Annotated in this window: 19 protein-coding genes and 1 tRNA gene; 14 read left to right on the top strand and 6 right to left on the bottom strand. The window is 71.5% G+C overall.

Features of this window, described 5'->3' with window-relative positions; all coding sequences use genetic code 11:
- The first annotated feature begins 97 nt into the window (after positions 1 to 97).
- The 7 genes from NQU54_RS00570 to NQU54_RS00540 all read left to right on the top strand — a co-directional run bounded on the left by NQU54_RS00570 (position 98) and on the right by NQU54_RS00540 (position 10,065).
- Positions 98 to 331 (top strand): hypothetical protein, encoded by a 234-nt coding sequence (locus NQU54_RS00570; protein WP_037945988.1) that lies wholly within the window; start codon positions 98 to 100, stop codon positions 329 to 331.
- A gap of 101 nt (positions 332 to 432) precedes the next feature.
- Positions 433 to 505 (top strand) — tRNA-Ala (locus tag NQU54_RS00565).
- A 274-nt stretch (positions 506 to 779) separates the two neighbouring features.
- Positions 780 to 3,656, top strand: coding sequence for a leucine--tRNA ligase (gene leuS / locus NQU54_RS00560; protein ID WP_257629241.1), 2,877 nt, complete (start codon positions 780 to 782; stop codon positions 3,654 to 3,656).
- Positions 3,657 to 3,855: 199 nt separating this feature from the next.
- Positions 3,856 to 4,662 carry a hypothetical protein gene (locus tag NQU54_RS00555; protein ID WP_257629240.1) on the top strand — a complete coding sequence of 269 codons (807 nt, stop codon included), beginning with the start codon at positions 3,856 to 3,858 and terminating at the stop codon, positions 4,660 to 4,662.
- Between the two features lie 126 nt (positions 4,663 to 4,788).
- Positions 4,789 to 5,634, top strand: coding sequence for a DegV family protein (locus NQU54_RS00550; protein ID WP_167501490.1), 846 nt, complete (start codon positions 4,789 to 4,791; stop codon positions 5,632 to 5,634).
- Positions 5,635 to 6,007: 373 nt separating this feature from the next.
- On the top strand, positions 6,008 to 6,928 hold the full coding sequence (locus NQU54_RS00545; RefSeq protein WP_372505733.1) for a ComEA family DNA-binding protein: 921 nt from the start codon (positions 6,008 to 6,010) through the stop codon (positions 6,926 to 6,928).
- An 806-nt stretch (positions 6,929 to 7,734) separates the two neighbouring features.
- A complete protein-coding gene (locus tag NQU54_RS00540) occupies positions 7,735 to 10,065 on the top strand; it encodes a ComEC/Rec2 family competence protein (RefSeq protein WP_257629338.1) in 2,331 nt (776 codons plus the stop codon).
- Between the two features lie 417 nt (positions 10,066 to 10,482).
- Here the strand turns inward: NQU54_RS00540 and NQU54_RS00535 are convergent, their stop codons facing one another.
- Positions 10,483 to 11,025: an MOSC domain-containing protein gene (locus NQU54_RS00535; protein ID WP_257629238.1), complete on the bottom strand. Its 543-nt coding sequence runs from the start codon at positions 11,023 to 11,025 to the stop codon at positions 10,483 to 10,485.
- Between the two features lie 55 nt (positions 11,026 to 11,080).
- Positions 11,081 to 11,374, bottom strand: a complete 294-nt coding sequence (locus tag NQU54_RS00530) for a hypothetical protein (RefSeq protein WP_372505732.1) — start codon at positions 11,372 to 11,374, stop codon at positions 11,081 to 11,083.
- 45 nt (positions 11,375 to 11,419) lie between these two features.
- On the opposite strand from NQU54_RS00530, the gene holA reads away from it, so the two are divergent.
- Positions 11,420 to 12,409 carry a DNA polymerase III subunit delta gene (gene holA / locus NQU54_RS00525; protein WP_093706172.1) on the top strand — a complete coding sequence of 330 codons (990 nt, stop codon included), beginning with the start codon at positions 11,420 to 11,422 and terminating at the stop codon, positions 12,407 to 12,409.
- 417 nt (positions 12,410 to 12,826) lie between these two features.
- Here holA and NQU54_RS00515 read toward each other — a convergent pair whose 3' ends face one another.
- On the bottom strand, positions 12,827 to 13,582 hold the full coding sequence (locus NQU54_RS00515) for a hypothetical protein (protein WP_257629237.1): 756 nt from the start codon (positions 13,580 to 13,582) through the stop codon (positions 12,827 to 12,829).
- A gap of 479 nt (positions 13,583 to 14,061) precedes the next feature.
- Positions 14,062 to 14,328, bottom strand: coding sequence for a 30S ribosomal protein S20 (gene rpsT / locus NQU54_RS00510; RefSeq protein ID WP_069865912.1), 267 nt, complete (start codon positions 14,326 to 14,328; stop codon positions 14,062 to 14,064).
- A gap of 253 nt (positions 14,329 to 14,581) precedes the next feature.
- Here rpsT and lepA point away from each other — a divergent pair, with 253 nt between their 5' ends.
- The 4 genes from lepA to hemW all read left to right on the top strand — a co-directional run bounded on the left by lepA (position 14,582) and on the right by hemW (position 22,512).
- Positions 14,582 to 16,459 (top strand): translation elongation factor 4, encoded by a 1,878-nt coding sequence (gene lepA / locus NQU54_RS00505; RefSeq protein WP_257629236.1) that lies wholly within the window; start codon positions 14,582 to 14,584, stop codon positions 16,457 to 16,459.
- A gap of 258 nt (positions 16,460 to 16,717) precedes the next feature.
- A complete protein-coding gene (locus NQU54_RS00500; protein WP_257629235.1) occupies positions 16,718 to 18,607 on the top strand; it encodes an AMP-dependent synthetase/ligase in 1,890 nt (629 codons plus the stop codon).
- 236 nt (positions 18,608 to 18,843) lie between these two features.
- A complete protein-coding gene (locus NQU54_RS00495; protein ID WP_257629234.1) occupies positions 18,844 to 20,901 on the top strand; it encodes a SpoIIE family protein phosphatase in 2,058 nt (685 codons plus the stop codon).
- 378 nt (positions 20,902 to 21,279) lie between these two features.
- Positions 21,280 to 22,512 carry a radical SAM family heme chaperone HemW gene (gene hemW, locus NQU54_RS00490; RefSeq protein ID WP_099013721.1) on the top strand — a complete coding sequence of 411 codons (1,233 nt, stop codon included), beginning with the start codon at positions 21,280 to 21,282 and terminating at the stop codon, positions 22,510 to 22,512.
- A gap of 113 nt (positions 22,513 to 22,625) precedes the next feature.
- On the opposite strand, the gene NQU54_RS00485 is transcribed toward hemW, so the two are convergent.
- Together NQU54_RS00485 and NQU54_RS00480 are read right to left on the bottom strand one after the other, a co-directional pair.
- Positions 22,626 to 23,447, bottom strand: a complete 822-nt coding sequence (locus NQU54_RS00485; RefSeq protein WP_147967520.1) for a DUF3097 domain-containing protein — start codon at positions 23,445 to 23,447, stop codon at positions 22,626 to 22,628.
- A gap of 166 nt (positions 23,448 to 23,613) precedes the next feature.
- Positions 23,614 to 24,336 carry an MBL fold metallo-hydrolase gene (locus NQU54_RS00480; RefSeq protein ID WP_257629233.1) on the bottom strand — a complete coding sequence of 241 codons (723 nt, stop codon included), beginning with the start codon at positions 24,334 to 24,336 and terminating at the stop codon, positions 23,614 to 23,616.
- Between the two features lie 164 nt (positions 24,337 to 24,500).
- Here NQU54_RS00480 and hrcA point away from each other — a divergent pair, with 164 nt between their 5' ends.
- Positions 24,501 to 25,517, top strand: a complete 1,017-nt coding sequence (gene hrcA / locus NQU54_RS00475; protein WP_257629232.1) for a heat-inducible transcriptional repressor HrcA — start codon at positions 24,501 to 24,503, stop codon at positions 25,515 to 25,517.
- A complete protein-coding gene (dnaJ, locus tag NQU54_RS00470; protein WP_167501484.1) occupies positions 25,518 to 26,654 on the top strand; it encodes a molecular chaperone DnaJ in 1,137 nt (378 codons plus the stop codon).
- Positions 26,655 to 26,747: the final 93 nt, after the last annotated feature.

The following is a 26,747-nucleotide window of genomic DNA, read 5'->3' as shown; positions in this document are numbered from 1 at the left end:
CGTCCTGCGGCTCCGCGAATGTGGCTCAGGTCCTCGGTGACAACGGCGGTGTTTCCTACGTGTGTACGGCCTGCGGCCATAGCTGGAGCTGAGTGAGATGGGCGCCCACAGCCGAAAGTGCGACTGGTGCGGCACCGGCACACCGATCGTCCGCGATATGGAGCCGCTCAACCCCGACTACCAGTACTGGTGCGCGGAGTGCGCGCGGGCGCTGATCATCAGGGGCGATCCCATCGAGACCTACCGTGAGCTCGAAGGGGAGCCGATCTACGGCCGGCTCCTCGACGAGCACTGCACGCTGAAGCGTTTCTATTCGTTCGCGACGGCGTAACGGGCACCTGCTCCGGCCCCCGGCCAAACGATTTGGCGGAAGGCCGGGGCATCCGTGTAATGTAGGCGTCGCCGCCGGGGAAACCGGGCGGAGCGGGACCTGGGGCTATAGCTCAGTTGGTAGAGCGCCTGCATGGCATGCAGGAGGTCAGGAGTTCAATTCTCCTTAGCTCCACATCGAGGAGGCGGGTTGTCCAGTGCGGACGGCCCGCCTTTCGCCTTGCGTGACGGGGGTCACCTCCGTGCGGGCCGTCGGTGCCCTGCGGTAACCTGAGCCCATGCGTGCCGTACGCCTTCTGCTTAGCGGGCCGCGCTGATCAGTACCGACCGAGCAGCTCCGGTCGGCATCAGCGCGGCGTCCCCTCCTGTGCGAGGGGTCTTTTTGTTTCGGAGAGCAGGGATTCGCTGCGTAGCCGCAGGCAGAGACGACCGATGGAGCTTTGAGGACCATGAGCGAGACCAATGCCGCGGCCGAGGTGGCCGCGCCGCACCGCTACACGGCCGCCCTGGCCGCCGACATCGAAGCCCGCTGGCAGGACTTCTGGGCCGCGCACGGCACGTATGAGGCGGCCAACCCGAGCGGTGACCTGGCCGGCGACGCCGAGGCCGTCGCCCGGCCCAAGAAGTTCGTCATGGACATGTTCCCGTACCCCTCGGGTGCCGGACTGCACGTGGGCCATCCGCTGGGCTACATCGCCACCGATGTGTACGCCCGCTACCACCGCATGACGGGCCACAACGTCCTGCACACCCTGGGCTTCGACGCCTTCGGCCTGCCCGCCGAGCAGTACGCGGTGCAGACCGGCACCCACCCGCGGGTCAGCACCGAGGCCAACATCGAGAACATGCGGCGGCAGCTGCGCCGGCTGGGCCTGGGCCATGACCAGCGCCGCTCCTTCGCGACGATCGACCCGGACTACTACAAGTGGACCCAGTGGATCTTCGTCCAGATCTTCAACTCCTGGTACGACCCGGAGGCGAAGCGGGCACGCCCCATCGACACCCTGGTCCAGCGGTTCGCCACCGGTGAGCGCACGACCCCCGACGGCCGCCCCTGGGCCGAGCTGACCGAGTCCGAGCGCGCCGACATCCTGGGCGATTACCGACTGGCCTACGCCTCGGACGCGCCCGTCAACTGGTGCCCCGGCCTGGGCACCGTGCTGGCCAATGAGGAGGTCACCGCGGACGGCCGCTCCGAGCGCGGCAACTTCCCGGTCTTCAAGGCCAAGCTGCGCCAGTGGAACATGCGCATCACCGCCTATGCCGACCGGCTGCTGGACGATCTGAACGAGCTGGACTGGCCCGAGGCCATCAAGCTCCAGCAGCGCAACTGGATCGGCCGCAGCGAGGGCGCCCGGGTCGACTTCCCGGTGTCCGGCCATCCCGACGCCAAGATCACGATCTTCACCACCCGCCAGGACACCCTGTTCGGCGCCACCTATATGGTCCTGGCGCCCGAGCACGGCCTGGTGGACGAGATCGTTCCGGCCGCCTGGCCCGAGGGCACCCACGACGCCTGGACCGGCGGTCACGCCACCCCGGCCCAGGCCGTCGATGCCTACCGCAAGCAGGCCGCGGCCAAGTCCGACGTCGAGCGGCAGGCCGAGGTCAAGGAGAAGACCGGCGTCTTCACCGGCGCCTACGCCACCAACCCGGTCAGCGGCGAGCGGGTGCCGGTCTTCATCGCCGACTATGTCCTGATGGGCTACGGCACCGGCGCGATCATGGCCGTTCCGGCGCACGACAGCCGTGACTTCGCCTTCGCCCGCGCCTTCGAGCTGCCCGTGCGCTGCGTTGTCGAGCCCTCGGACGAGCGTGGCACCGACCCCTCCACCTGGGACGACGCCTTCGTCTCGTACGACGCGAAGATCGTCAACTCGGCGGGGGAGTCCGTAACGCTGGACGGGCTGGGGGTCGTCGAGGCCAAGGCGCGCATCACCGAGTGGCTGGAGTCCCGCTCCATCGGCGAGGGCACCGTCAACTACCGGCTGCGTGACTGGCTGTTCAGCCGGCAGCGCTACTGGGGCGAGCCCTTCCCGATCGTCTACGACGAGGAGGGCGTGGCCCACTCCCTGCCCGAGTCGATGCTGCCCCTGGAGCTGCCCGAGGTCGAGGACTACTCGCCGCGCACCTTCGACCCGGACGACTCCGACACCTCCCCGGAGACCCCGCTGTCCCGGAACGAGGACTGGGTCAACGTGGTGCTGGACCTGGGCGACGGGCGCGGGCCGCGGCCGTTCCGCCGAGAGACCAACACCATGCCCAACTGGGCCGGGTCCTGCTGGTACGAGCTGCGCTACCTGGACCCGCACAACAGCGAGCGGCTGGTCGACCCCGAGGCCGAGCGCTACTGGATGGGGCCGCGCGAGGGGCGGCCGCACGGCGGTGTCGACCTGTACGTGGGCGGCGCCGAACACGCGGTGCTGCATCTGCTGTACGCCCGGTTCTGGTCCAAGGTGCTGTTCGACCTGGGGCATGTCTCCTCGGTCGAGCCGTTCCACAAGCTGTACAACCAGGGCATGATCCAGGCGTATGTCTACCGGGACAGCCGCGGTATCGCCGTCCCGGCCGCCGAGGTCGAGGAGCGGGACGGCGCCTACTGGTACCAGGGCGAGAAGGTCACCCGGCTGCTGGGCAAGATGGGCAAGTCCCTGAAGAACGCCGTCACGCCGGACGAGATCTGCGCCGAGTACGGGGCCGACACCCTGCGTCTGTACGAGATGGCCATGGGACCGCTGGATGTCTCGCGGCCCTGGGACCCCCGCGCCGTGGTCGGCCAGTACCGGCTGTTGCAGCGGCTGTGGCGCAATGTCGTCGACGAGGGCACCGGAGAGGTCACCGTCGTCGACGCCGAGCCCGACGAGGCGACGCTGCGCGCCCTGCACAAGGCCATCGACGGCGTCCGGCAGGACATGGCGGGCCTGCGCTTCAACACCGCCATCGCCAAGATCACCGAGCTGAACAACCACGTCACCAAGGTGCGCGAGGTGCCCCGCTCGGTGGCCGAGGGGCTGGTGCTGCTGATCTCGCCGCTGGCCCCGCACGTCGCCGAGGAGCTGTGGCACAGGCTGGGCCATGACACATCGGTCGTCCACGAGACCTTCCCGGTCGCCGACCCGGAGTATGTCGTGGACGAGACCGTCACCTGCGTGGTGCAGGTCAAGGGCAAGGTCAAGGCCCGGCTGGAGGTCGCGCCCTCGGTCTCGGACGAGGAGCTGGAGGCGCTGGCGCTGGGTGACCCCGCGGTCGTGGCGGCGCTGGACGGCGCGGGCATCCGTAAGGTCATCGTGCGGGCGCCGAAGCTGGTCAATATCGTTCCGGCCTGAGCGGGATCCCACACCGTTCCGGTGTGACCGGGAATCCCGCATCGTTCCGGCCTGGGCGGGAATCCCGCAGCGTTCCCGCCCGACCGGGGTCCCATGCGTGGGCGGGTTGGGGGTTCGTCAGGAACCTCAGGCCCGCCCGGCGCGTTTACGCTGGGAGGACGACCGCCACCGTGCCGTGACCGCCGCCCAAGGAGCGCACATGGAAGCCATCTGGATCCTGTTGCTGCTTTTCGTCCTGATCATGTTGACGGGGGTCTATGCGGCCGTTCGCGCGATCAGGGCGGCCAAGCGCGGTATCGACCGTACGGTGCACCAGGCCCGCCGCACGGTGGAGGACACCAGACTCCGGGCCCGGCAGCTGGCGCAACCGGGCGCGGTCGGTGAACTCGCCCAGCTCCAGCTCTCCCTGCGCGGCTCGATGCGAGCCACCAGCCAGGCGCTCCAGGCGGCCGCCCCGCAAGACCGGTCCCTGTCGGAGTCGTTGGGCCTGTTCCGGCGGCTGAGCGCCCATGCGAAGGACCTGGAAGCGGATCTCAAGCGGCTGGAGCAGGAGCCCGACAAGTCCCGTATCGCCGCCCTGCTGCCCGACCTGCGGCAGCGTACGGAGCGGATCACCCATTCGGCCGACTCGCTGCGCTGGGCGGTGCAGGAGCGGACGACACGGATGGCGCACGACGATCTGGACTCGCTGGGCCGCGAGATCGAGATGGAGGCCGGGGCGCTGCGGCACTGGACGGCGGCGGAGCCGGACGAGCCGGGGGCGGACACGGGGGCGGCGTGGCCGGAGCCCGGGGCGGGGTCTTCCCGGACGTCGCCCGGGGCCGGGGCGCGGACGTCACCCGAGGCGGGAGCGCGATCGGGGCCCGAGGCGGGGGCGTGGCCGGCGCCCGAGGCGGGGCAGCGGCCGGAGCCGCCGCAGCCGTCGCTCGGTGCGAGGCCCCCGACGGAGCCCCCGGCGTGGCAGAAGCCCTGGCAGAAGTCCCCCCGTCCGGAGAACACGGCCTGAGACCCCGGAACCCGGCCAGAGAACAGGATCTGAGTCACGTCTGAACAGGGCATGATCGGTAAGGCAATTGATCATCCGCTGGGGTCGCGCTATCGGCAGGCTCCATCCCCCGATAACCTGCCAGTCATGTACCGCCATGTCGCGATCGTGACCGATTCCACGGCGTACTTGCCGCAGGATGCGATGGAGCGGCATCGCATCACCGCCGTGCCGCTGACGGTGGTGCTCGGCGACCGGGCCCTGGAGGAAGGCACCGAGATCTCTGCCCGGTCCCTCGCACAGGCGTTGCAGAAGCGGAAGCCGGTGACGACGTCCCGGCCCAGCCCGGAGATGTTCGCGGCCGCCTACCGGGCCGCCGCCGAGGAGGGCGCCACGGGCATCGTCTCGCTGCATCTGTCGGCCGAGTTCTCCGGCACCTACGACGCGGCGGTGCTCGCGGCACAGGACGCGCCCGTTCCGGTGCGGGTGGTGGACAGCGGAATGGTCGCGATGGCGCTCGGCTTCTGCGCACTGGCGGCGGCCGAGACGGCGGAGGGCGGCGGCACGCTGGACGAGGCCGTGGCGGCGGCGGAGAAGCGGGCCGACGGCACCGCCGCCTACTTCTACGTCGACACCCTCGACTATCTACGGCGCGGGGGCCGCATCGGCGCGGCCCAGGCCCTGCTCGGCTCGGCGCTCGCGGTCAAACCGCTGCTCCAGCTCGACGAGGGGCGGATCGAGCTGCGGGAGAAGGTCCGCACCGCCTCGAAGGCGATCGCCCGGCTCGAGGAGATCGTGGTGGAGCGGGCCGGCCGGAGCCGGGTGGATATCGCGGTGCAGCATCTGGCGGCGAGCGAGCGGGCGGCGGCGCTCGCGGAGCGGCTGCGGGAGCGGGTGCCGGGGCTGGCGGAGCTCTATGTGAGCGAGGTGGGCGCGGTGATCGGGGCACACGCCGGGCCGGGGCTGGTGGGGGCGGTGGTGTCTCCGCGATAGCGGGGGTGGGGGTGTAGGTGGGGGGGCTGGGGCTGGCGGGGGTGTTGGGGTCGTACTTGGGCGATGCCTTCGCCCGGTGGGGTGACGGAGTTATCCACAACCTGGGGGTTATCCCCGGGAATTGAGGCGGCTCGGCGCGATCGGCGGGACGTGTCTACCGTCAGGTGACATGAGGTCACGATCACGCACAGTAACCACGGGTCCGGGGCGCGGTCCGGGGCGCGGCCGACATCGCGACGGCGGGGCGGGCCGCCGCCCACGCCCGCCGTCCGGCCCCGGCCTTTTGCGCGCCGGGAGCCACCGCCGCGGCGTCCACCACCGGTCCCACGCCTCCACACCCTCGCCCGCGACCCGCGCGGCGGCGCTCTTCGCCATGTCATCGGCGTCGCCCCCGATCGCGGTGGGGTCCACCGCTCTGGGCAGCCGGGACGGTCCGAAGGGCGTTGCGGGGACGAGGGGCGAGGAGGCGCCGCCCGAGGGGGCGGAAGAGGTACGGAACGACGAACCGTCAGAGGACCTGCCCGAGTACGGGTCTGAAGACGGGCCCAAGGACGCTCCACTCCGCCGACGTGACCGGGCCGGGCTCGCCCTGCGCGAGCGGCTGCCGATGTGGATTCAGCTGCGCTGCGGAATGGAGCTGAGGACGGTCGCCGCCCTGGCGGTCGCTCTGCTCGCCGCGATGGCCTTCGCGGCCTACCACTTCTGGACCGGCCGTCCCCAGACCGTGCGCGCGCCGGACCCGGAGCCCCCGCGCGCCGCCTCCTCCGAGCCCGCCCCGACGCCCGGCGGACGGCTCACCCCGTCAGGCGGTGGCCGGACGGTCGTGGTGGATGTCACGGGCAAGGTCCGCAGCCCCGGGCTGCGGAAGCTGCCGACCGGGGCGCGGGTCGCCGACGCCCTGGAAGCGGCGGGCGGGGTACGGCCGGGCGCCGACCTGAGCGGACTGAACCGGGCCCGCCCGCTGGTGGACGGAGAGCAGATCGTGGTCGGCACCTCCGGGAGCGGACCGCCGCCCGGGCCGGGCGCGGCCGCGGATCCGGCGGTCGGCGCGCCGCACCCGCCCAACGGTCCGAACGCACCGGCCGGACCCGGGGCGCCCGGTGGCTCAATCAGCCTCAACTCCGCGACCACCGAACAACTGGACACCCTCCCGGGAGTGGGCCCCGTCCTGGCCCAGCACATCATCGACTACCGCACCCAGCACGGAGGTTTCCGCTCCATCGATGAACTCCGCGAGGTGAACGGCATCGGGGAGCGCCGGTTCGCCGACCTGCGCCCGCTGGTTCAGCCATGACGCTGGCGAAGCCGACGCGGACCCGCACCCCGGTCCATGCGGCGGCCGCGTCCCCACGCGGTGCGTCACAGCCCCGCCAGGAGGGCCCACCCGACCTCCGCCTCGTGCCCCCGGCCCTGGCCGCCTGGGCAGCCGCGGCACTCGCCCTGGACGCACCGGCCCCCGTGGTGGCCCTGGCCTGCACGACAGCCACCCTCGCGGCGGCCGCCTTGCTCATCCGGGCCCGCCGACGCGCCCCGGCCCCGGCCGGACGCCGCCGCGGCGCACCCCGTCCCCGCCGCGGGCCAGGCGTACCCGCGCCAATACCGCCCCCGGACGACCGGTGCGCCCCCGAACCCACGACGCCACAGCAGCGCGACGAAGAGTCTCGGCAGCGAGGACGGAAGCCACGACCGTCGAGGGCCGGACGGCCGTCCGGTGCCGCATCCGGGGCCGAGGGGTCGCCGAGCACCGGCGAGGGCCGCAACGTGCCGGGGCGGCAGGCCGCTCGGTCGCCGCGCGTTGTCGCGCCGCGTGGGCGGCGTGCGGCAGGGCCGGTGGCGGCTGCGCTGTCGCCTGGCGCCGCATCCGGGGCCGAGGGGTCGCCGAGCACCGGCGAGGGCCGTAACACGTTGGGGCGGCAGGCCACTCCGCCGTCTCGTGCTGTCGTGCGGCGTGGGGGCCGTGCGGCAGGGCCGGTGGCGGCTGCGCCCTCGCCCGGTGCCGCACCCGGGGCCGGCGGGTGGTCAGGGACCGGCAAGAGCCACAACGTGCCGGGCCGACAAACCAGTTGGCCGCCGCGCGGCGCCCTCTGGCGTGGGCGCCGTATGGCGGGTGCGGTGGCGGCAGCGCTGCTGTGCGGAGCCGCCGCGGGGGCGGTCGCCTGGCTGCACGGTGCGGACGTACATCGCGGCCCCGTGTCCGCGCTGGCCCGGGAGTACGCGGAGGCCACTGTCGAGGTGACGGTCACGGGGGACCCGCGGCTCACCAGGCCACACGTACGGGGCGCGGCGCTCGCGCCCGCGTCCGTGGTCCTGGAGGCCGAGGCCGACCGGATCACCGCCCCCGACGGCACCACGACCACCACCCGCGCCCCCGTGCTGGTGACGATCCACCCCAGGGCCGGTAAGGAGCGGACGGCCTGGCTCGGGCTGCTGCCGTCCACACGTCTGCGGGTCCACGGCCGGCTGGCACCGCCGATGCGCGACGGGGACCGCATCGCGGCCGTAGTGCGTGTCAGGGGCGGACCCCCGCGGATCACGGGCCCGCCCAGCGCGGTCCAGCGGCTGGCCGGAGGGCTGCGCGCCGGGCTGCGCACCGCGACCGACGGGCTCTCCCCGGACGCGCGGGCGCTGCTCCCGGCGCTGGTCGTGGGGGACACCTCACGGGTGCCGCCCGAGCTGGACGAGGCGTTCCGGGCCACGGACATGCTTCACCTCATGGCTGTCTCCGGCAGCAACTTGACGCTGGTGCTCGCCCTGCTCACGGGGCCGCCGCAGCTGGCCGGGCGGGCCGAGCGGCGCGGTCTCGCGGGCGCGCTCGGCATCCGGCTGCGAACGACCGCTCTCCTCGGTGGCGGGCTCACGCTCGCGTTCGTCATTGTGTGCAGACCCGAGCCCAGCGTGTTGCGCGCCGCCGCCTGCGGGCTGATCACGCTGCTCGCCCTCGGTACCGGACGCCGTCGCTCCCTGCTCCCCGCGCTGGCCGGCGCTGTCCTCACGCTGGTGCTCTACGACCCCTGGCTCGCCCGGAGCTACGGCTTCCTCCTGTCCGTGCTGGCCACCGGTGCCCTGCTGACCATCGCGCCCGGATGGAGCGCGGCTCTGCGGCGCCGGGGCGTACCGCCACGGGTGGCCGAGGCGCTGGCGGCCGCCGCCGCGGCCCAGGCGGTCTGCGCACCGGTCGTGGTGGTGATGGCCGCCCGTGTGAGCCTGGTGGCGATTCCCTGCAACCTCATCGCCGAGGTGGCGGTCGCCCCCGCCACCGTCCTCGGGTTCATCGCGCTGGCGGTGGCCGCTGTCGCCCCGCCGATCGCGGAGTGGATCGCCTGGCCGGCGGGCTGGCCCGCCGGGTGGATCGCGAAGGTGGCCCGTACCGGCGCGGAGCTGCCCGGGGCCGAGGCGGACTGGCCGGACGGCTGGACCGGCGGGCTGTTGCTGGCCGCCGTCACCCTGGCCACGGTCCTCGCGGGCCGCCGTCTCCTGCGCCACCGCCTGCTGTGCGCCGTATGCGCGCTGCTGGTGCTGCTGGCTGTCGTACGCCCGGCGCCACTGGCCCGGGTCATCACCGGTTGGCCGCCGCCCGGTTGGCGGATGGTGGTATGCGATGTGGGCCAAGGCGATGCCCTGGTCCTGGCCGCGGGCCCCGGCACGGCCGTCGTCGTGGACACGGGCCCCGAGCCGCGAGCCGTCGACCGCTGTCTTCGTTCGCTGGGCATCGTCCGGATCCCGTTGCTGGTCCTGACCCACTTCCACGCGGACCATGTGGCGGGACTGACCGGTGCGTTACGCGGTCGCGCGGTCGGCGCCATCGAGACCACCGGCCTGGAGGAACCACCCGGCCAGGCCGAGTTCGTACGTCGCAGGGCCCGTTCGGCGCATATCCCGGTCATCCAGGCGGCGCCGGGGGAGCGGCGGCGCTTGGGCCCGCTGTCCTGGGAGGTCCTGTGGCCCGCTCCGCCACCCGCCCCGGCCGCCGCCGAGGGGCCGAACGACGCGAGCGTCACCCTCCTCGTCCGTACGTCGGGGCTGACCCTGCTCCTCCTGGGCGACCTGGAACCCCCGGCCCAGCAGGCCCTGCTGACGGCGCACCCCGCCCTCCCCGAGGTCGATGTCCTCAAGGTGGCCCACCACGGCTCCGCCTACCAGGACCCCCAGCTCCTCCGTCGCCTCAGCCCCCGCCTGGCCCTGATCTCCTGCGGCGCCGACAACCCCTACGGCCACCCATCTCCCCGCACCATCGGCTCCCTCCGCGCCCGGGGCGCCGCCGTGCTCCGGACCGACACCGATGGCCCGATCGCGGTGACGGGGGACCAGGGCCTACGTGCGGTGCTAGGAGGCCGCGATACGGCCGCGAAACGCTCCGCGGGCCGACGCGGCAGACGGCGTAAGGCCAGGCCACTCCAGGAGGAGGCCGTAGAGGCCGGGAAAGCCGGGTAAATCACTCCAACTACCGATCATCGCGGGCCGGTTGTACCTTTGAGCCTGTCACCACGGACAAAGCGTGGTTGCTCACCGCCGTCAGGTTGGCCTGACCCCGAAGGGGGAGGGACGGGCCTATCGCAGAGGGCGGTGGGTGGAACCCCTTGGAGGTGGTGACAATGGTCGGCTTCTTCAGGTCGTCCGTGAAAAAAGGAAAAAGGTGTCGCGGCAGTCTCGTGGAGCGCTTCGCGGTGTCCCTAGCGGCGCGAGCCGTCTGGGCGGCGATCGTTGAGGCCCTACGTCACGACTAAGCGGTTTCGGCCGCGAGTAGGCGCCAGAGGTCTTCCCTTCGACCCTGGCGCCTCACTCATGTCCGCGCACCACGATGAAATCGCGGCAAGGCGAGGACGCTGCGAAGAAGCCGCGCAGAGAGCGTCAGACCCGGTCCAGGGGGCGGTGCGGTTCGGCCGGGAGCTCGGCCTTGATCGGGTCGCCTGGGCGGACCGTGCCGCCCTCCTTCACGACGCTCATGATTCCGGCCTTGCGGACGATGTTCCCGGCCTCGTCGCGGCCGACGACCTGCTTCAGGAGGCCGTTCTGGAAGTTGTCGATTTGTAGGCAGGGGTTGCGGAGGCCGGTCACTTCCAGCACCGCGTCATCGCCGATGTGCAGCAAGGTGCCGACCGGTAGGCCGAGTAGGTCGATGCCGCGGGTGGTGATGTTCTCGCCGAGGTCGCCGGGCAGAACCTTGAACCCCTCCGCGTCGACCTCGGTGAAGAGCTCTTCGTGGATGAGGTGGACTTGGCGCAGGTTCGGCTGGGTGGGGTCCTGGGCGACGCGTGAGCGGTGCTTGACCGTTACACCGGCGTGTACGTCCCCTTCGACACCGAGGCCGACGAGCAGGGTGATGCTGTCCCGGTTCGGCTTGGTGAACGAGTACTCGCCGTTGCTGCTGACTGCCGTGACTGTTCCACTCACCCTCGGTTCCCCCTCTTCATCGACCACAGTTGGTCCTGCCCTTCGCCGGGACCGGCTATTCGGCCTCCAGCCAGCCGTCGTACTCGTCCGCGAGCGCGTCGAGTGCCGCCGGGTCCAGTTCGCCGGTCGGGTCCTCGATCACCACCAGCCACTGGGCGTCCTCGGCGTCGTCCTCGCCCGCCAGGGCGTCCCGCACCAGCTGGGGCTCCGGGGCGGTGCCGAAGCGCTCGGGGAGGGCCCCGGCCACCTCCTCCGCCGCGTCGCGGTCGGGCAGGACCAGGATATGGCGGGCGCCGGTCAGTCCTTCGCCGGTCAGTCCTTCATCGATCACCGGAACATTGTCGGACATCCGGGCGGACGGGGCTGTCGGCGGTCCGTGGGATGCTGGACCGCGATGGCCAGGAAGACGACGACCGACGATCCGCTCGCCCCGGTGACCCTTGCCGTGGGCCAGGAGGAACTGCTGCTCGACCGCGCGGTGCAGCAGGTGGTGGCGGCCGCCCGCGCGGCCGACCCCGACACCGATGTGCGCGACCTCATGCCCGACGCGCTCCAGCCCGGCACCCTCGCCGAGCTGACCAGCCCCTCGCTCTTCGCGGAGCGCAAGGTCGTGGTGGTGCGCAACGCACAGGATCTGTCGGCCGACACGATCAAGGATGTGAAGGGCTATCTCGGCACCCCCGCCGAGGAGATCACCCTGGTGCTGCTGCACGCGGGCGGGGCCAAGGGCAAGGGGCTGCTCGACGCCGCCCGTAAGGCCGGGGCGCGCGAGGTCGCCTGCCCCAAGATGACCAAGCCCGCCGACCGACTGGCGTTTGTGCGGTCGGAGTTCCGCGCCACCGGCCGGTCCGCCACCCCCGAGGCATGCCAGTCCCTGGTCGACGCCATCGGCAGCGATCTGCGCGAGCTGGCCAGTGCGGTCTCCCAGCTTGTGGCCGATGTCGAGGGCACGATCGACGAGGCCGTCGTCGCCCGCTACTACACCGGCCGTGCCGAGGCGTCCAGCTTCACCGTGGCCGACCGCGCCGTCGAAGGCCGCGCGGCCGAGGCGCTGGAGGCGCTGCGCTGGGCGGTCTCCACCGGGGTGGCGCCGGTGCTGATCACCAGCGCCCTGGCTCAGGGCGTCCGCGCCATCGGCAAGCTGGCCTCGGCGCCGCGCGGCGCCCGTCCCGGCGATCTCGCCCGTGAGCTGGGCATGCCGCCGTGGAAGATCGACCGGGTGCGGCAGCAGATGCGGGGCTGGTCGGCGGACGGGGTGGCGGTCGCGCTGCGTGCCGTCGCCGAGGCCGATGCGGGGGTCAAGGGCGGCGGGGACGATCCGGAGTACGCCTTGGAGAAGGCGGTCGTCACGATTGCCCGCGCGGCGCGGGCGGGGCGTCGTTAGGCGCTATGCGCTCCGCTGGATGTGCCCTGATCTGCCGTGGGTTGTCTGCGGCGGTGTTGTGGCTGGTCGCGCAGTTCCCCGCGCCCCTTTAGGGCACGTGTTGTTCCCCGCCCCGCCCCTTCCCGAACCGGGGCTCCGCCCCAGGCCCCGCTAGGGCCTCAGCCCCGGGCCCCGTTGGGGCTGCGCCCCGGGCTCTTCCAGGGCTCCCCGCCCAGCCCGGACAACGGGCCTCGGCCCCGGGCCTCGGGCCTCGGGTGGGCTCGGGTCCGGGCCTCATGCCTGGGTCGGGCCCCATGCCTCGGCCGGGCCCCCCGGCTCGACGTGCGCCCGGCCCTCCGCGTATCCGGCCCTCCCGTATCCGGCCCCAGGCCCGTTCGGCCCGAGTGGTGGTCCGGGCTTGGGGTGGGGCGGCCCCGGTTACCGCTTCATCTTTTCCAGCGTCGCCTTGGCGCTCTTCTTGAGCATGTCGGTGGCTTCCTCGGGCGTCTTGGCCGTGGCGCTTGCCGAGGACGACACATACTCCGACCAGGTCGACTGATACGTCATCCAGCCGTCCCGCACGGCGAGGATCACATAGGCGCCGGTGGAGCTGGTCCTGCCCTCCTGCTTCACCACATACGCCTCGTCGCCCAGTCCGCTGACCGGGCTCACCTGGTAGCTGTAACTGGAGGTCTTCTGGTCCTCGTAGGCGCGGTACTGGGCCTCGAACTCAGGGGCGGGGTCGGTCTTCTTGTGCAGCGACGCCGTGGTGTAGAGCCACACCGAGGAGTAGTCGCTGCTGCTCGCGTCGTTCGGCTCGAAGTCGATATTGCAGGTCATCGAGTCCAGCGCGGGGTTCTCGGAGCTGCTGTGCTGCGGGTTGGACGTCGACCCGGTCCCGTCCTTCTGCTGATAGCCGGAGTCCTTGAAGCTCTGGGTATCGGTCGGGGTGCACAGATTGGTCGTATAGCGGTAGCCCGCGAGATCGGCCTCCGCGTCGTCCCCGTCGAACCCTCCCGTGGCGAACAGCACCCCGGCCCAGACCGCCGAGGCGACCACGGCCCCGCCCAGCCCCCACAGCCAGCCCTTGCCACCGCCGCCACCGCCACCGCCCCCGCCGCCGAAGCCCGTGGGCGGTGCACCGGGAGCCATGCCCATCGGCCCGTACCCGCCGCCCACGGGCACGGAAGGCATTGTCGGCTGGGCGTACGGATTGTGCTGGGGCGGCTGGGCCTGGGGCGGCACCTGCCCATACGGGCCGGGCGGCGGGCTCTGCTGCGGTGGCTGAGGTGCCGCCTGAGGCGGCTGAGGCGGCTGGGGCGGCTGCGGCGGCCCGTACGGATTGGGTGTTTCCCCCGGTGTCGACATGACGTGAACATACCCGTATTCAGCGCGAAAGCCCCGCCCTGCCCTGGGGAAAGGGCAGGCGCGGGGCCTTCGTGTCGATCGAGTGCGCCGCACCCGCGTGGCGAACGCAGGCCGCGTACGGCGCGGTGCCGCTGAAGGAGCTGAAGAAGCTCTCGGCTGCCGGTTGGAGCGGGTGAGAGGGACCGCTGTGCCCAAATTCGGCGGGGTGGGGCGGTGACGCCCCGGAAGGTGTCAGCCTTCGAGATCAGCCGTGCAGGTCGGTCTCGGAAGGTGCCGACCCTGGAGGTCAGCTCCTCCGGCGGGGGTCAGCCCTGGATGCTGGAGACCTGCTGGGCGAGCGCCGACTTCTTGTTGGCGGCGTTGTTCTTGTGCAGAACGCCCTTGCTGACGGCCTTGTCCAGCTTGCGCCCGGCGACGCGGGCGGCTTCGGTGGCCTTCTCGGCGTCACCGGCGGCCACGGCCTCGCGGGTACGGCGGATGGCGGTCTTCAGCTCGGACTTGACCGCCTTGTTGCGCAGGCGCGCCTTCTCGTTCGTCTTGTTCCGCTTGATCTGGGACTTGATGTTCGCCACGTAAAAAGCCTTCGCAGGTTCGATGGGTTTCGCTTGCTTCGTGTGCGTCCGTGCCCACGAGGACGCCCATGGGGATCACCTTCGAGATCGCCGTGGAGGTGTCCGTGAAAGAGGGGGCACGAGACACAGTCGACCAGGCTACCAGCAGGGTCCATGGCGTCCCAAACCCGGAAGAGGTCGCCATTCATGGGACCATGGACGGGACTGACCCCATACCGATAACACCGAGTCCCGCCTAGACACAGGACCCTGCGTGCCCGCGACCCCTACCAATGTGCCGGAGCCGAGCCGTACCGACCCGGCTCTGATCCGAAACTTCTGCATCATCGCGCACATCGACCACGGCAAGTCGACGCTCGCCGACCGCATGCTCCAGCTGACCGGTGTGGTCGAGCAGCGGCAGATGCGCGCGCAGTATCTCGACCGCATGGACATCGAGCGCGAGCGCGGCATCACGATCAAGTCCCAGGCGGTCCGACTGCCCTGGGCGCCGACGAAGGACGAGGGCGGCAAGCCGGCCACCCATATCCTCAACATGATCGACACCCCCGGCCACGTGGACTTCACCTATGAGGTCTCGCGCTCCCTCGCCGCCTGTGAGGGATGCATTCTGCTGGTCGACGCGGCCCAGGGCATCGAGGCGCAGACCCTCGCCAACCTCTATCTGGCGATGGAGAACGACCTCACGATCATCCCGGTCCTCAACAAGATCGACCTGCCCGCCGCCCAGCCCGAGAAGTACGCCGCCGAGCTGGCCCATCTCATCGGCTGCGACCCCTCCGATGTGCTCAAGGTCTCCGCCAAGACCGGTGAGGGCGTGGCCGAGCTGCTGGACCGGGTCGTCGACCTCGTCCCGGCCCCCGTGGGCGTCCATGACGCCCCCGCCCGCGCGATGATCTTCGACTCCGTCTATGACGCCTACCGGGGTGTCGTGACCTATGTGAAGGTCGTCGACGGCACGCTCGGCAAGCGCGAGCGGATCAAGATGATGTCCACCGGCGCCGCCCATGAGCTGCTGGAGATCGGCACCAACTCTCCGGAGATGACCCCCGCCGACGGGCTGTCCGTGGGCGAGGTGGGCTATCTGATCACCGGTGTGAAGGATGTCCGCCAGTCCAAGGTCGGTGACACGATCACCCAGTTCTCCAAGGGCGCGCAGGAGGCGCTGGGCGGCTACAAGGACCCGAAGCCGATGGTGTTCTCGGGGCTGTATCCGCTGGACGGCTCGGACTACCCCGAGCTCCGCGAGGCCCTGGACAAGCTCCAGCTCAACGATGCCGCGCTGGTCTACGAACCGGAGACCTCGGCCGCCCTCGGCTTCGGTTTCCGCGTCGGCTTCCTGGGGCTGCTGCACCTGGAGGTCATCCGTGAGCGCCTGGAGCGCGAATTCAATCTCGACCTGATCGCCACCGCACCGAATGTGGTCTACCGGGTGGAGATGGAGGACGGCAGCGAGCACACGGTGACCAACCCCAGCGAGTTCCCGGTGGGCAAGATCGACACGGTGCATGAGCCGGTCGTCCGGGGCACCATCCTGGCCCCGAGCGAGTTCATCGGCGCGATCATGGAGCTGTGCCAGAACCGCCGCGGGGTGCTGCTCGGCATGGATTACCTCTCCGAGGACCGGGTCGAGATCCGCTACACCCTGCCGCTGGCCGAGGTCGTCTTCGACTTCTTCGACCAGCTGAAGTCCAAGACCCGTGGCTACGCCTCGCTCGACTACGAGCCCACCGGTGAGCAGACCTCCGACCTGGTCAAGGTCGACATCCTGCTGCACGGCGACAAGGTGGACGCGTTCTCGGCGATCACCCACAAGGACAAGGCGTACGCGTACGGCGTCCGGCTGGTCGCCAAGCTGCGCGAGCTCATCCCGCGGCAGAACTTCGAGGTGCCCATCCAGGCGGCCATCGGCTCCCGGGTCATCGCCCGTGAGACGGTCCGTGCCATCCGTAAGGACGTCCTCGCCAAGTGCTACGGCGGTGACATCTCCCGTAAGCGGAAGCTGCTGGAGAAGCAGAAGGAAGGCAAGAAGCGGATGAAGATGGTCGGCAACGTGGAGGTCCCCCAGGAGGCGTTCATCGCGGTGCTGTCCTCCGACTCCGACGGCAAGGACTCCAAGGCGAAGAAGTAACGGGCTCCGGGGCGATGAAGGGCGAACCGTCCCCCGGGTGGGGGCGGAGCCCCGGGATCAGCCCGGGGAGAGTAGGGTCGGCGGGCCCGGCGTGCGGGATGCGCCGGGCCCGCCGCGCTCGGGGGAACCCCTTGGGCATCTCGTGAGGACAACGTGACGTGGGCCCCCTTACGCCGTAAGGATTCGGCCCCTACTCTGAGCACCACTCGAAGGTTACTCGCGAGTCACCAAGCAATGAGGCGGGCCCCGGAGGATGCCGTGACCGACACACAGAACTTGCTCGAGAACCGGCCGCCGTCCTTGGCGACGCACTTCCTCCAGCGCGTCGAGGCGACACCGGACAAGGAGGCGTACCGCTATCCGGTGCCTCCCGCCTCGGGTACGGGCCCCGACGACTGGCGGCCGCTGACCTGGCGGGAAAGCGCGGATCGGGTCTTCGCCATCGCCGCCGGTCTGATCGATCTGGGCATCCGGCCCGAGGAGCGGGTGGCGCTGGCCTCCGCCACCCGCGTGGAGTGGATCCTGGCCGACCTCGGCGTGCTGTGCGCGGGCGCGGCCACCACCACGGTCTATCCGACCACCAACGCCGACGAGACCTCCTTCATCCTCTCCGACTCCGGCAGCCGGGTGCTGATCGCCGAGGACGCGGCGCAGCTCACCAAGGTGCGGGCGCAGCGCGATGAACTCCCCGAACTGGCCCATGTGGTGGTGATCCGGGCCGAGGACGCGGTCCCCGCCGAGGACGACCCCGAGGGCTGGGTGCTCTCGCTCACCGAACTGGAGAAGCGCGGCACGGCCCTGTTGGAGAGCCGGCCGGATGTCGTACGGGAGCGGATGGACGCCCTGCGCGGCGATCAGCTCGCGACGCTCATCTACACGTCCGGTACCACCGGGCGCCCCAAGGGCGTACGCCTGGCGCATGACTCCTGGTCGTACATGGCCATTGTGATCGGCAATCAGGACGGGCTGCTCTACGCCGACGATGTGCAGTACCTGTGGCTGCCGCTCGCGCATGTCTTCGGCAAGGTGCTGACGGCGGGGCAGATCTACGTCGGCCACACCACGGCGGTGGACGGCCGGGTCGACAAGATCATCGACAATCTGCCGGTGGTCCGGCCGACCTATATGTGTGCCGTGCCGCGGATCTTCGAGAAGGTCTACAACGGAGTGGCCCAGCGGGCACGCGAGGGCGGGGCGGCCCAGTACAAGATCTTCCAGTGGGCGGCCGAGGTCTCCCGGGAATACGCCAGGACCTCTCAGGACAACTTTCGCCGTACCGGCACCGCCTCCGTGCCCTTCGGCCTCAGGGCCCAGCACGCGGTGGCCGACAAGCTGGTCTACGCCAAGCTGCGCGAGGCGTTCGGCGGCCGGCTGCGGGCCGCGGTGTCCGGCTCGGCCGCGCTCGCGCCCGACATCGGCTACTTCTTCGCGGGCGCCGGGATCAACATCCTGGAGGCCTACGGCCTGACCGAGTCCAGCGCCGCCAGCTTCCTCAACCCGGAGGACTACCGCACCGGCACGGTCGGCAAGGCGTTCCCCGGCCTGGAGGTGCGGTTCGCCGAGGACGGCGAGGTGCTGCTGCGCGGCCCCGGCATCATGCAGGGCTACCACGGGCTGCCGGAGCTGACCGCGCAGGTGCTGGAGTCCGACGGCTGGTTCCACACCGGGGACATCGGGGAGCTGTCCCCCGACGGCTATCTGCGGATCACCGACCGCAAGAAGGACCTGATCAAGACCTCGGGCGGCAAGTACGTCGCCCCGGCGGAGATCGAGGGCCAGTTCAAGGCGGTGTGCCCGTTCGTCTCCAACATCCTGGTGCACGGCGCCGACCGCAACTACTGCACCGCGCTGATCGCCCTCGACGAGCCGACGATCATGAAGTGGGCGGCCGACCACGGACTCGCGGGCAAGTCCTACGCGGACGTCGTGGCCACCGATGAGGTGCGGGAGTTGATCGACGGCTATGTGCGGCGGCTCAACGAGGGGCTCCAGCGCTGGCAGACGATCAAGAAGTTCCGGCTGCTGCCGCGCGATCTCGACGTGGAGCACGGGGAGTTGACGCCCAGCCTGAAGCTCAAGCGGCCCGTGGTCGAGCGTGAGTACAAGGACCTGATCGAGGACATGTACGCGGGCGCGCGGGAGGTTTAACGGACAAGGATACGACCCCGCACCGGATTCCAGCTGGACCGGCCCGCCGGACACATGAATTTTCCCCTTATCGCGGTTCACTTGCGTAACCCGGTGCATATGAGGGCGGTCCGTCTGTCACCCTGTCCGTGCCGGATACGGTTACGGATACGGCGTTATGACGGAGCTTCTTCAGGAGCCGCACAGTGGGGACGTCATCTTCTGCCACTTCTGGTGGGTCGGTTGAGGACGGTGGGGTGGTTCTACCGGTCGGGGGTGAGGTCGGACCTGTCCGTACCAGCGCCTCGGCGCGCGTCAGCCTGCCCGGTACTCCGCTCGCGGCCTCGGCCGCGCGCCGGTTCGTCCGTGCCGCCCTCGCGGACTGGGCCGCGCTCGAGGTCCCGGCCGCCAACCGGATCACCGACCAGGTCGCGGACGAGGCCGTACTGCTGGTGAGCGAGCTGGTCACCAACGCGGTGGTGCACGCCGGCACCGCCGTCGAGGTGAGCTGCGCGCTGGATGTGTCCGACCGCGAGGGCGAACCGCCGTCCCTGGTGGTGGAGGTGACCGACCGCCATCCCGCCCGGGCGGTGCGCGGCGATCCGCCGGATCCGGACGAGCCGCCGGAGTTCGCCGGTGGCCATGGGCTGCGGCTGGTGGCCGAGATCGCCGAGTCTTGGGGGACGACATACCGGCGGGCGACCAAGTCGGTGTGGTTCCAGATGGCGGTGGCGCCCACGGGCCCGGCCGCCGCGGGGACGGGTGCCAGGGGCTCCGCCTTCATGGACGCCGCGGTCGCCGTGGACGCGCCGGTGGGCGGGCCGGACGGCGGGTTCGGGGCCGGGGCCGTCGGCGAGGGCCTGGAAACCGTCCCCGAGGGTCTGGCCGCGTCCGACGGCTCGGGGCCCGTTCATGAAGGCCGTAAGGAGGCCGTCGAGATCGTCGCGCCCGCGCCGGGCCGGGTCCCCGTCCGCCGCGACCCCGAGTGGATCCAGCGCGGTGCGCTCTCCTTCCTCGCCGAGGCGTCCGATCTGCTGGCCGGGCAGTTCGACGAGGACATGGTGACCTCGCTCGCCGGACAGCTGCTGGTGCCCCGGTTCGCCGACTGGTGCGCGATCTGGCTCGACTCCACGACCGGCCCGCCGCGGCTGGCCCGGGTCTGGCACGCCAGCGAGGGGCACATCGAGGGCCTGCGGCAGGTGCTGGAGAAGGAGCCGCCCCAGGTGCCCCCCGCCCACCGCGGCAGCGCCGTGGAGTGGCCCTGGCCGGCCGACCCCGCCGCGTACGGGCCCGGCGGCGCGGCGCTTGCCTGCCGGCTGGTCGCGGGCGGCCGCACGCTCGGCACGCTGCTGCTGGGGCGGGCCGGACTGGTGCGGATGCCGGCCGAAGTGGTCGGCCTCATCGAGGACTTCAACCGCCGCGTGGCCCTCGCGCTCGCCTCGGCCCGCCGCTACACCCGGCAGGCGACCATCAGCCGGGTGCTCCAGCGCGGGCTGCTGCCGTCCGTCATCCCGCGGATCCCCGGCGTCGAGTCGGCGGTCGTGTATGAGCCGACCGGCGACATCTCGGCCGGGGGCGACTTCTACGACGTCTTCCCGGCCGGTGACGGCCGCTGGTGCTTCGTCCTGGGCGACGTCTGCGGGAACGGCCCGGAGGCGGCCGTGGTGACCGGCCTCGTCCGGCCCTGGCTGCGGCTGCTCGCCCGCGAGGGGTACGGCGTGGGGGAGGTCCTGGACCGGCTCAACCAGCTGCTGGGCGAGGAGGCGGTGGAGCAGGCCGTCGAGGGCGCCGCGGAGGCCGTGGTGGCCGGTATGGAGGCCGCGGAAGGCGTCGGGGTCGTGGAACTGGTGGACGGCGGTCTGATCGGAGGCGCGGGGCTCGCGGCGGGCGGCGGGGTCGCGCGGTTCCTGTCGCTGCTGTACGGGGAGCTGGAGCCGCTGGGCGATGGCCGGGGGGTGCGCTGCACACTGGCCAGCGCGGGGCATCCGCTGCCGCTGGTGCTGCGGCCGGACGGCGAGGTGCGGACCGTCGCGGAGCCGCAGATATTGCTGGGCGTCGTGGACGATGTGACGTACGAGTGTGAATCGTTCGATCTTGCGTCCGGGGAAACGCTGCTGTGTGTGACGGACGGGGTGACGGAGCACCGGTCCGGTGACCGGCAGTTCGACGACGAGGACGGCCTGGCGGCGGCGTTCGCGCTGTGCGCGGGGCTGAGCGCGCGGCAGGTCGCGGACCGGGTGCGGCGGGCGGTGGACGAGTTCGCGGCGGAGCCGCCGGACGACGACCTGGCGATGCTGGTCCTGAAGGTGCTCTAGGGTCTGTCGTCAAAGGGGGCGCCCGGCCGCGAGCAGGGGGCACCTCCCAGCGGTAGCTGGGGGAGTCTGGTGCGGTCGATCGCAAGGCGGAGCGTCGCCCTCGTACTGGGCGTACTCGGGTGACGCGACAACGCGGCGAGCGGCCGTGCCAGGCGTCGGGAGCAGGGCGCCCCCTTTGACGACAGGCCTTAGGGACCGCTGGGCCCGAGGGCCGTGCGGGGCCCCGCACGGCCCCCGCCCGGGCCCCGCCCGGCGACGATGCGCCGGACGGCCGCCGGCCCCGGACTCCTGGACCTCGACAGCCGCGCGGGCGCCCCGTGGGCCCGCGCCCGTACCTCGTGGTCCCGGGCTGTCCGGCCCGTGGCGGACAATGGGGGCATGCCTTCCGTACTGCCTGATGGTGAGCCCATGCCCGAGGACGGCGCACTGCCCGCGACCGCTTTGGCGGGGGCGGAGCGGCGGCCGCTGGGCTTCTATCTGCATGTGCCGTACTGCGCCACCCGCTGCGGCTACTGCGACTTCAACACCTACACCGCCAGTGAGCTGCGCGGTTCCGGCGGTGTGCTCGCCTCGCGGGACAACTACGCCGAGCAGGTCGTGGAGGAGGTCCGGCTGGCGCGGAAGGTGCTCGGGGACGACCCGCGGACCGTGGAGACCGTGTTCGTCGGCGGCGGCACCCCGACCCTGCTCGCCGCGGCGGACCTCGGGCGGATGCTCGGGGCGATCCGGGACGAGTTCGGGCTGGCCGAGGGGGTCGAGGTCACGACCGAGGCGAATCCGGAGTCGGTCGATCCGCGGTATCTGGAGGAGCTGCGGGAGGCGGGGTTCAACCGGATCTCCTTCGGCATGCAGAGCGCCCGGCAGCACGTCCTGAAGGTGCTGGACCGTACGCACACCCCGGGGCGGCCGGAGGCGTGTGTGGCCGAGGCGCGGGCGGCCGGATTCGACCATGTGAACCTGGACCTGATCTACGGGACGCCGGGGGAGAGCGACGCGGACTGGCGGGCCTCCCTGGAGGCGGCGCTCGGGGCCGGGCCGGACCATGTGTCGGCGTATGCGCTGATCGTGGAGGAGGGCACCCAGCTGGCGCGGCGGATCCGGCGCGGCGAGGTCCCGATGACCGACGACGACGTGCACGCGGACCGCTATCTGATCGCCGAGGAGACCCTGTCGGCGGCCGGGTTCGCCTGGTACGAGGTCTCCAACTGGGCCACCTCGCCCGCCGGGCGCTGCCGCCACAACGAGCTGTACTGGCGCGGCGCCGACTGGTGGGGCGCCGGCCCCGGCGCGCACAGCCATGTGGGTGGTGTGCGGTGGTGGAACGTGAAGCACCCCGGGGCGTACGCACAGGCCCTGGGCGAGGGCAGGTCGCCCGGCGCGGGCCGGGAGCTGCTGTCGGCCGAGGAGCGCCGGGTGGAGCGGATCCTGCTGGAGCTGAGGCTGGCCGAGGGATGCCCGCTGGAGCTGCTGCGCCCGGCCGGGGCGGCGGCCGCGGCACGGGCGCTGGAGGACGGCCTGCTGGAGCCGGAGCCGTACGGGCGCGGGCTCGCCGTGCTCACGCTGCGGGGGCGGCTGCTGGCGGACGCGGTGGTGCGCGACCTGGTGGACTGAGCCGGGAGCCGGGAGCCGGGAGCCGGGAGCCGGGAGCCGGGAGCCGGGAGCCCTGCTCGGCTCTGCTCAGCCCTACGGGGGCGTCAGCCCCGCTCGACCCTCCCGGACCCCCGTCAGCCTTGCGGGGCCGTCACGAAGTCGATCAGCTCCTCGACCTTCCCCAAGAGCTCCGGCTGGAGGTCCTTGTAGGAGTGGACCGAGGACAGGATCCGCTGCCAGGCGGCCCCGGTGTTCTCCGGCCAGCCCAGGGCGCGGCAGACGCCCTTCTTCCAGTCCTGGCCGTGCGGCACCTTCGGCCAGGCCGGGATGGAGAGGGAGGACGGCTTCACGGCCTCCCAGATGTCGATGTAGGGGTGGCCGAGGACCAGCACATGCTCGTCGGTCACCTGCGCGGCGATACGGGACTCCTTGGAGCCCGCCACCAGATGGTCGACCAGGACGCCGAGGCGGGCGTCCGGGCCGGGGGAGAAGTCCTCGACGATGGCGGGCAGGTCGTCCACGCCCTCCAGGTACTCCACGACGACGCCCTCGATGCGCAGATCGTCGCCCCAGACCCGCTCCACCAGCTCCGCGTCATGGCGTCCCTCGACGTAGATGCGCCCCGCGCGGGCGACCCTGGCGCGCGCTCCCGGAACGGCGATCGACCCCGAGGCCGTCCGCCGGGGCGCGCTGGGGGCCGCCGCGCGCGGGCGTACGAGGGTGACGACACGCCCCTCGAGCAGAAAACCGCGCGGCTCCATGGGGAAGACACGATGTTTGCCGAAGCGGTCCTCCAGAGTGACCGTCGGGCCCTGGGCGGTCTTCTCGCAGCGGATCACGGCACCGCAGAACCCGGTGGTGACCTCCTCCACGACGAGGTCCGGTTCGGCGGGAACCTCGGGGGCGGGCCGCTGCCGCTTCCAGGGCGGGGTCAGATCCGGGTCGTACTGTCGCATCCGGGTGACGATAGCGCGCGACGACCGCCCGCTCCCGTAGGCGGACAACTAGGCGGACCACTAGACGAACGGCTAGGCGGACAACTAGGCCAACGGCTGGAGAAACCACTGGACGGCCGGAGGAACCACGAGGCGGACGACTGGATCGCCGACCGGAGGACGCCGCCTAGCCGGACACGCCGAAGCGGGCCGCCAGCTCGTCGCGTTGGGCCCGTACGAACGCGGCGTCCACGACCGAGCCGTGCCCCGGGACGTACACCGCGTCCGCGCCGCCGAGGGCGAGCAGCCGGTCGAGGGCGGCGGGCCAGTGGCCGGGGATGGCGTCGGGTCCGGCCTGGGGCGGGCCGGACTCCTCCACCAGATCGCCGCAGAAGACCACCTCGGGTCGGCCGGGCACCAGGACGGCCAGGTCATGGGCGGTGTGGCCAGGGCCGACATTGGCCAGCAGCACCGGCCGGCCGCCCAGGTCGAGGGTGAGCTCCCCGGAGACCAGATGGTGCGGGCGGACCAGGTGGTCCACGGCCTCGGTGGCGGCGTCCCGGTCCACCCCGTGGCGGATCGCGTCCTCGCGCAGTGTCTCCCGCTCACGGCGCAGCAGCTCGTCCAGGCCCGTGGCCCCGTACACCTCGCAGCCTGCGAAGGCGGCCGAGCCCAGGACGTGGTCGAAGTGCGGATGGGTGAGCGCGATCCGGGTGGGGCGGCGGCCGGTCAGCCGGGTGATCAGGGAGCGCAGTTCGGCCCCGGCGCGCAGGGTCGCGCCGGTGTCCACGACGAGGATGTCGGTGCGGCCGACGACCACGCCGACCGTCTCGTCCCACTCCGGCATCCGACGGCGGACCACATCGGGGGCGAGCCGCTCCCAGCCTGCCTCTTCCCAACACGTCTCCATACCGCGACGCTAGCTCAACGGGGATGGAGGAGAGTTGCTGCCAGCGGCGGCTCTTGCCCATGCCACCGCACCCCGCCGTACACTGGCGGAGGGGCTCTGGCACTCGTGCCTGGTGAGTGCCAGACGGACGACCTGATGAGATCGCTGGACTGGAGGTGCGCGGGGTGCTCAGCGAACGCAGACTCGAAGTGCTGCGTGCCATTGTCCAGGACTACGTGGGGACGGAGGAGCCGGTCGGTTCCAAGGCGCTCACCGAGCGGCACCGGCTGGGGGTCTCCCCGGCCACGGTGCGTAACGACATGGCCGCTCTGGAGGACGAGGGTTTCATCGCCCAGCCGCATACGAGCGCCGGGCGGATCCCCACGGACAAGGGCTACCGCCTCTTCGTGGACAGGCTGGCCGGGGTCAAGCCGCTGTCCAGCCCGGAGCGGCGGGCCATCCAGAACTTCCTGGACGGTGCGGTCGACCTCGACGATGTGGTGGGCCGCACGGTCCGGCTGCTGGCGCAGCTGACCCGGCAGGTGGCGGTGGTGCAGTATCCGTCGCTGACCCGCTCGACGGTGCGCCATGTGGAGCTGCTGCCGCTGGCCACGGCCCGGGTGATGCTGGTGTTGATCACGGACACCGGCCGGGTCGAGCAGCGCATGGTGGACTGCCCCGCCCCGGTCTCCGAGGATTCGCTGGCCGATCTGCGCGCCCGGCTCAACAGCCGGGTCGTGGGGCGGCGTTTCGCGGATGTGCCGCAGTTGGTGCAGGATCTTCCGGAGTCCTTCGAACAGGAGGACCGGGGGACCGTCTCGATCGTACTGTCAACATTGCTCGAAACGCTGGTGGAGGAGACCGAGGAGCGGCTGATGATCGGCGGCACCGCGAACCTCACGCGCTTCGTGCATGATTTTCCCCTGACGATCCGGCCCGTTCTGGAGGCACTCGAGGAGCAGGTCGTCCTCCTCAAGCTGCTGGGCGAGGCCAAGGACTCGGGTATGACCGTGCGCATCGGGCATGAGAATGCTCACGAGGGGCTCAACGCCACCTCGGTCGTCGCGGTCGGCTACGGTTCCGGCGACGAGGCGGTCGCCAAACTCGGCGTGGTCGGACCGACCCGCATGGACTACCCCGGAACGATGGGAGCGGTACGCGCAGTGGCACGTTACGTCGGACAGATCCTGGCGGAGTCGTAAGTGGCGACGGACTACTACGCAGTCCTGGGCGTGCCGCGTGATGCCTCGCAGGACCAGATCAAGAAGGCATTCCGCCGGCTCGCACGCGAGCTGCATCCGGATGTGAACCCGGATCCGAAGACCCAAGAGCGGTTCAAGGAGATCAACGCCGCTTATGAGGTCCTGTCGGATCCGCAGAAGAAGCAGGTCTACGACCTGGGCGGGGACCCGATGTCGGGGGCGGGCGGCGGTGGCGCCGGCGGCTTCGGCGGCGCCGGCTTCGGAAACTTCTCCGACATCATGGACGCCTTCTTCGGCACCGCCTCGCAGCGCGGCCCACGCTCCAGAACCCGGCGCGGTCAGGACGCGATGATCCGGCTGGACGTGGAGCTCAACGAGGCCGCGTTCGGCACCACCAAGGACATCCAGGTCGACACCGCGGTCGTCTGCACGACGTGCAGCGGCGAGGGCGCGGCGCCGGGCACCTCGGCGCAGACCTGTGACATGTGCCGTGGGCGCGGTGAGGTCTCCCAGGTGACGCGGTCCTTCCTGGGCCAGGTCATGACCTCGCGGCCGTGCCCGCAGTGCCAGGGCTTCGGCACCGTGGTGCCGACCCCGTGCCCGGAGTGCGCGGGCGACGGTCGGGTCCGCTCGCGGCGCACCCTGACGGTGAAGATCCCCGCCGGTGTGGACAACGGCACCAGGATCCAGCTGGCCGGTGAGGGCGAGGTCGGACCCGGCGGCGGCCCGGCGGGCGATCTGTATGTGGAGATCCACGAGGTCCCGCATCCGGTCTTCCAGCGGCGCGGCGACGATATGCACTGCACGGTGACCATCCCGATGACGGCGGCGGCGCTGGGCACCAAGGTGCCGCTGGAGACGCTGGACGGTCTGGACGAGGTCGACATCCGGCCCGGCACCCAGTCCGGCCAGTCGATCCCGCTGCACCAGCGCGGCATCACCCATCTGCGGGGCGGCGGCCGGGGCGATCTGATCGTGCATGTCGAGGTGACCACCCCGACCAAGCTGGACCCGGAGCAGGAGGAGCTGCTGCGCCGGCTGTCCAAGCTGCGCGGCGAGGAGCGCCCGACCGGCGAGTTCAAGCCGGGGCAGCAAGGGCTGTTCTCGCGCTTGAAGGACGCGTTCAACGGGCGGTAGGCGCCACGGGCCGGGATCGGCCCGTGGCGGGGCCGCCGAGGGTCCCGCGACGCCCCTGATCCGGTGGTGAGCCCGTGCGGAGGGCATGACACG

The organism is Streptomyces malaysiensis subsp. samsunensis, assembly GCF_024519315.1.
Lineage (GTDB): Bacteria > Actinomycetota > Actinomycetes > Streptomycetales > Streptomycetaceae > Streptomyces > Streptomyces malaysiensis.
Note: the sequence above shows the minus strand (reverse complement) of the source record. Positions and strands in the feature narration are given on the sequence as shown.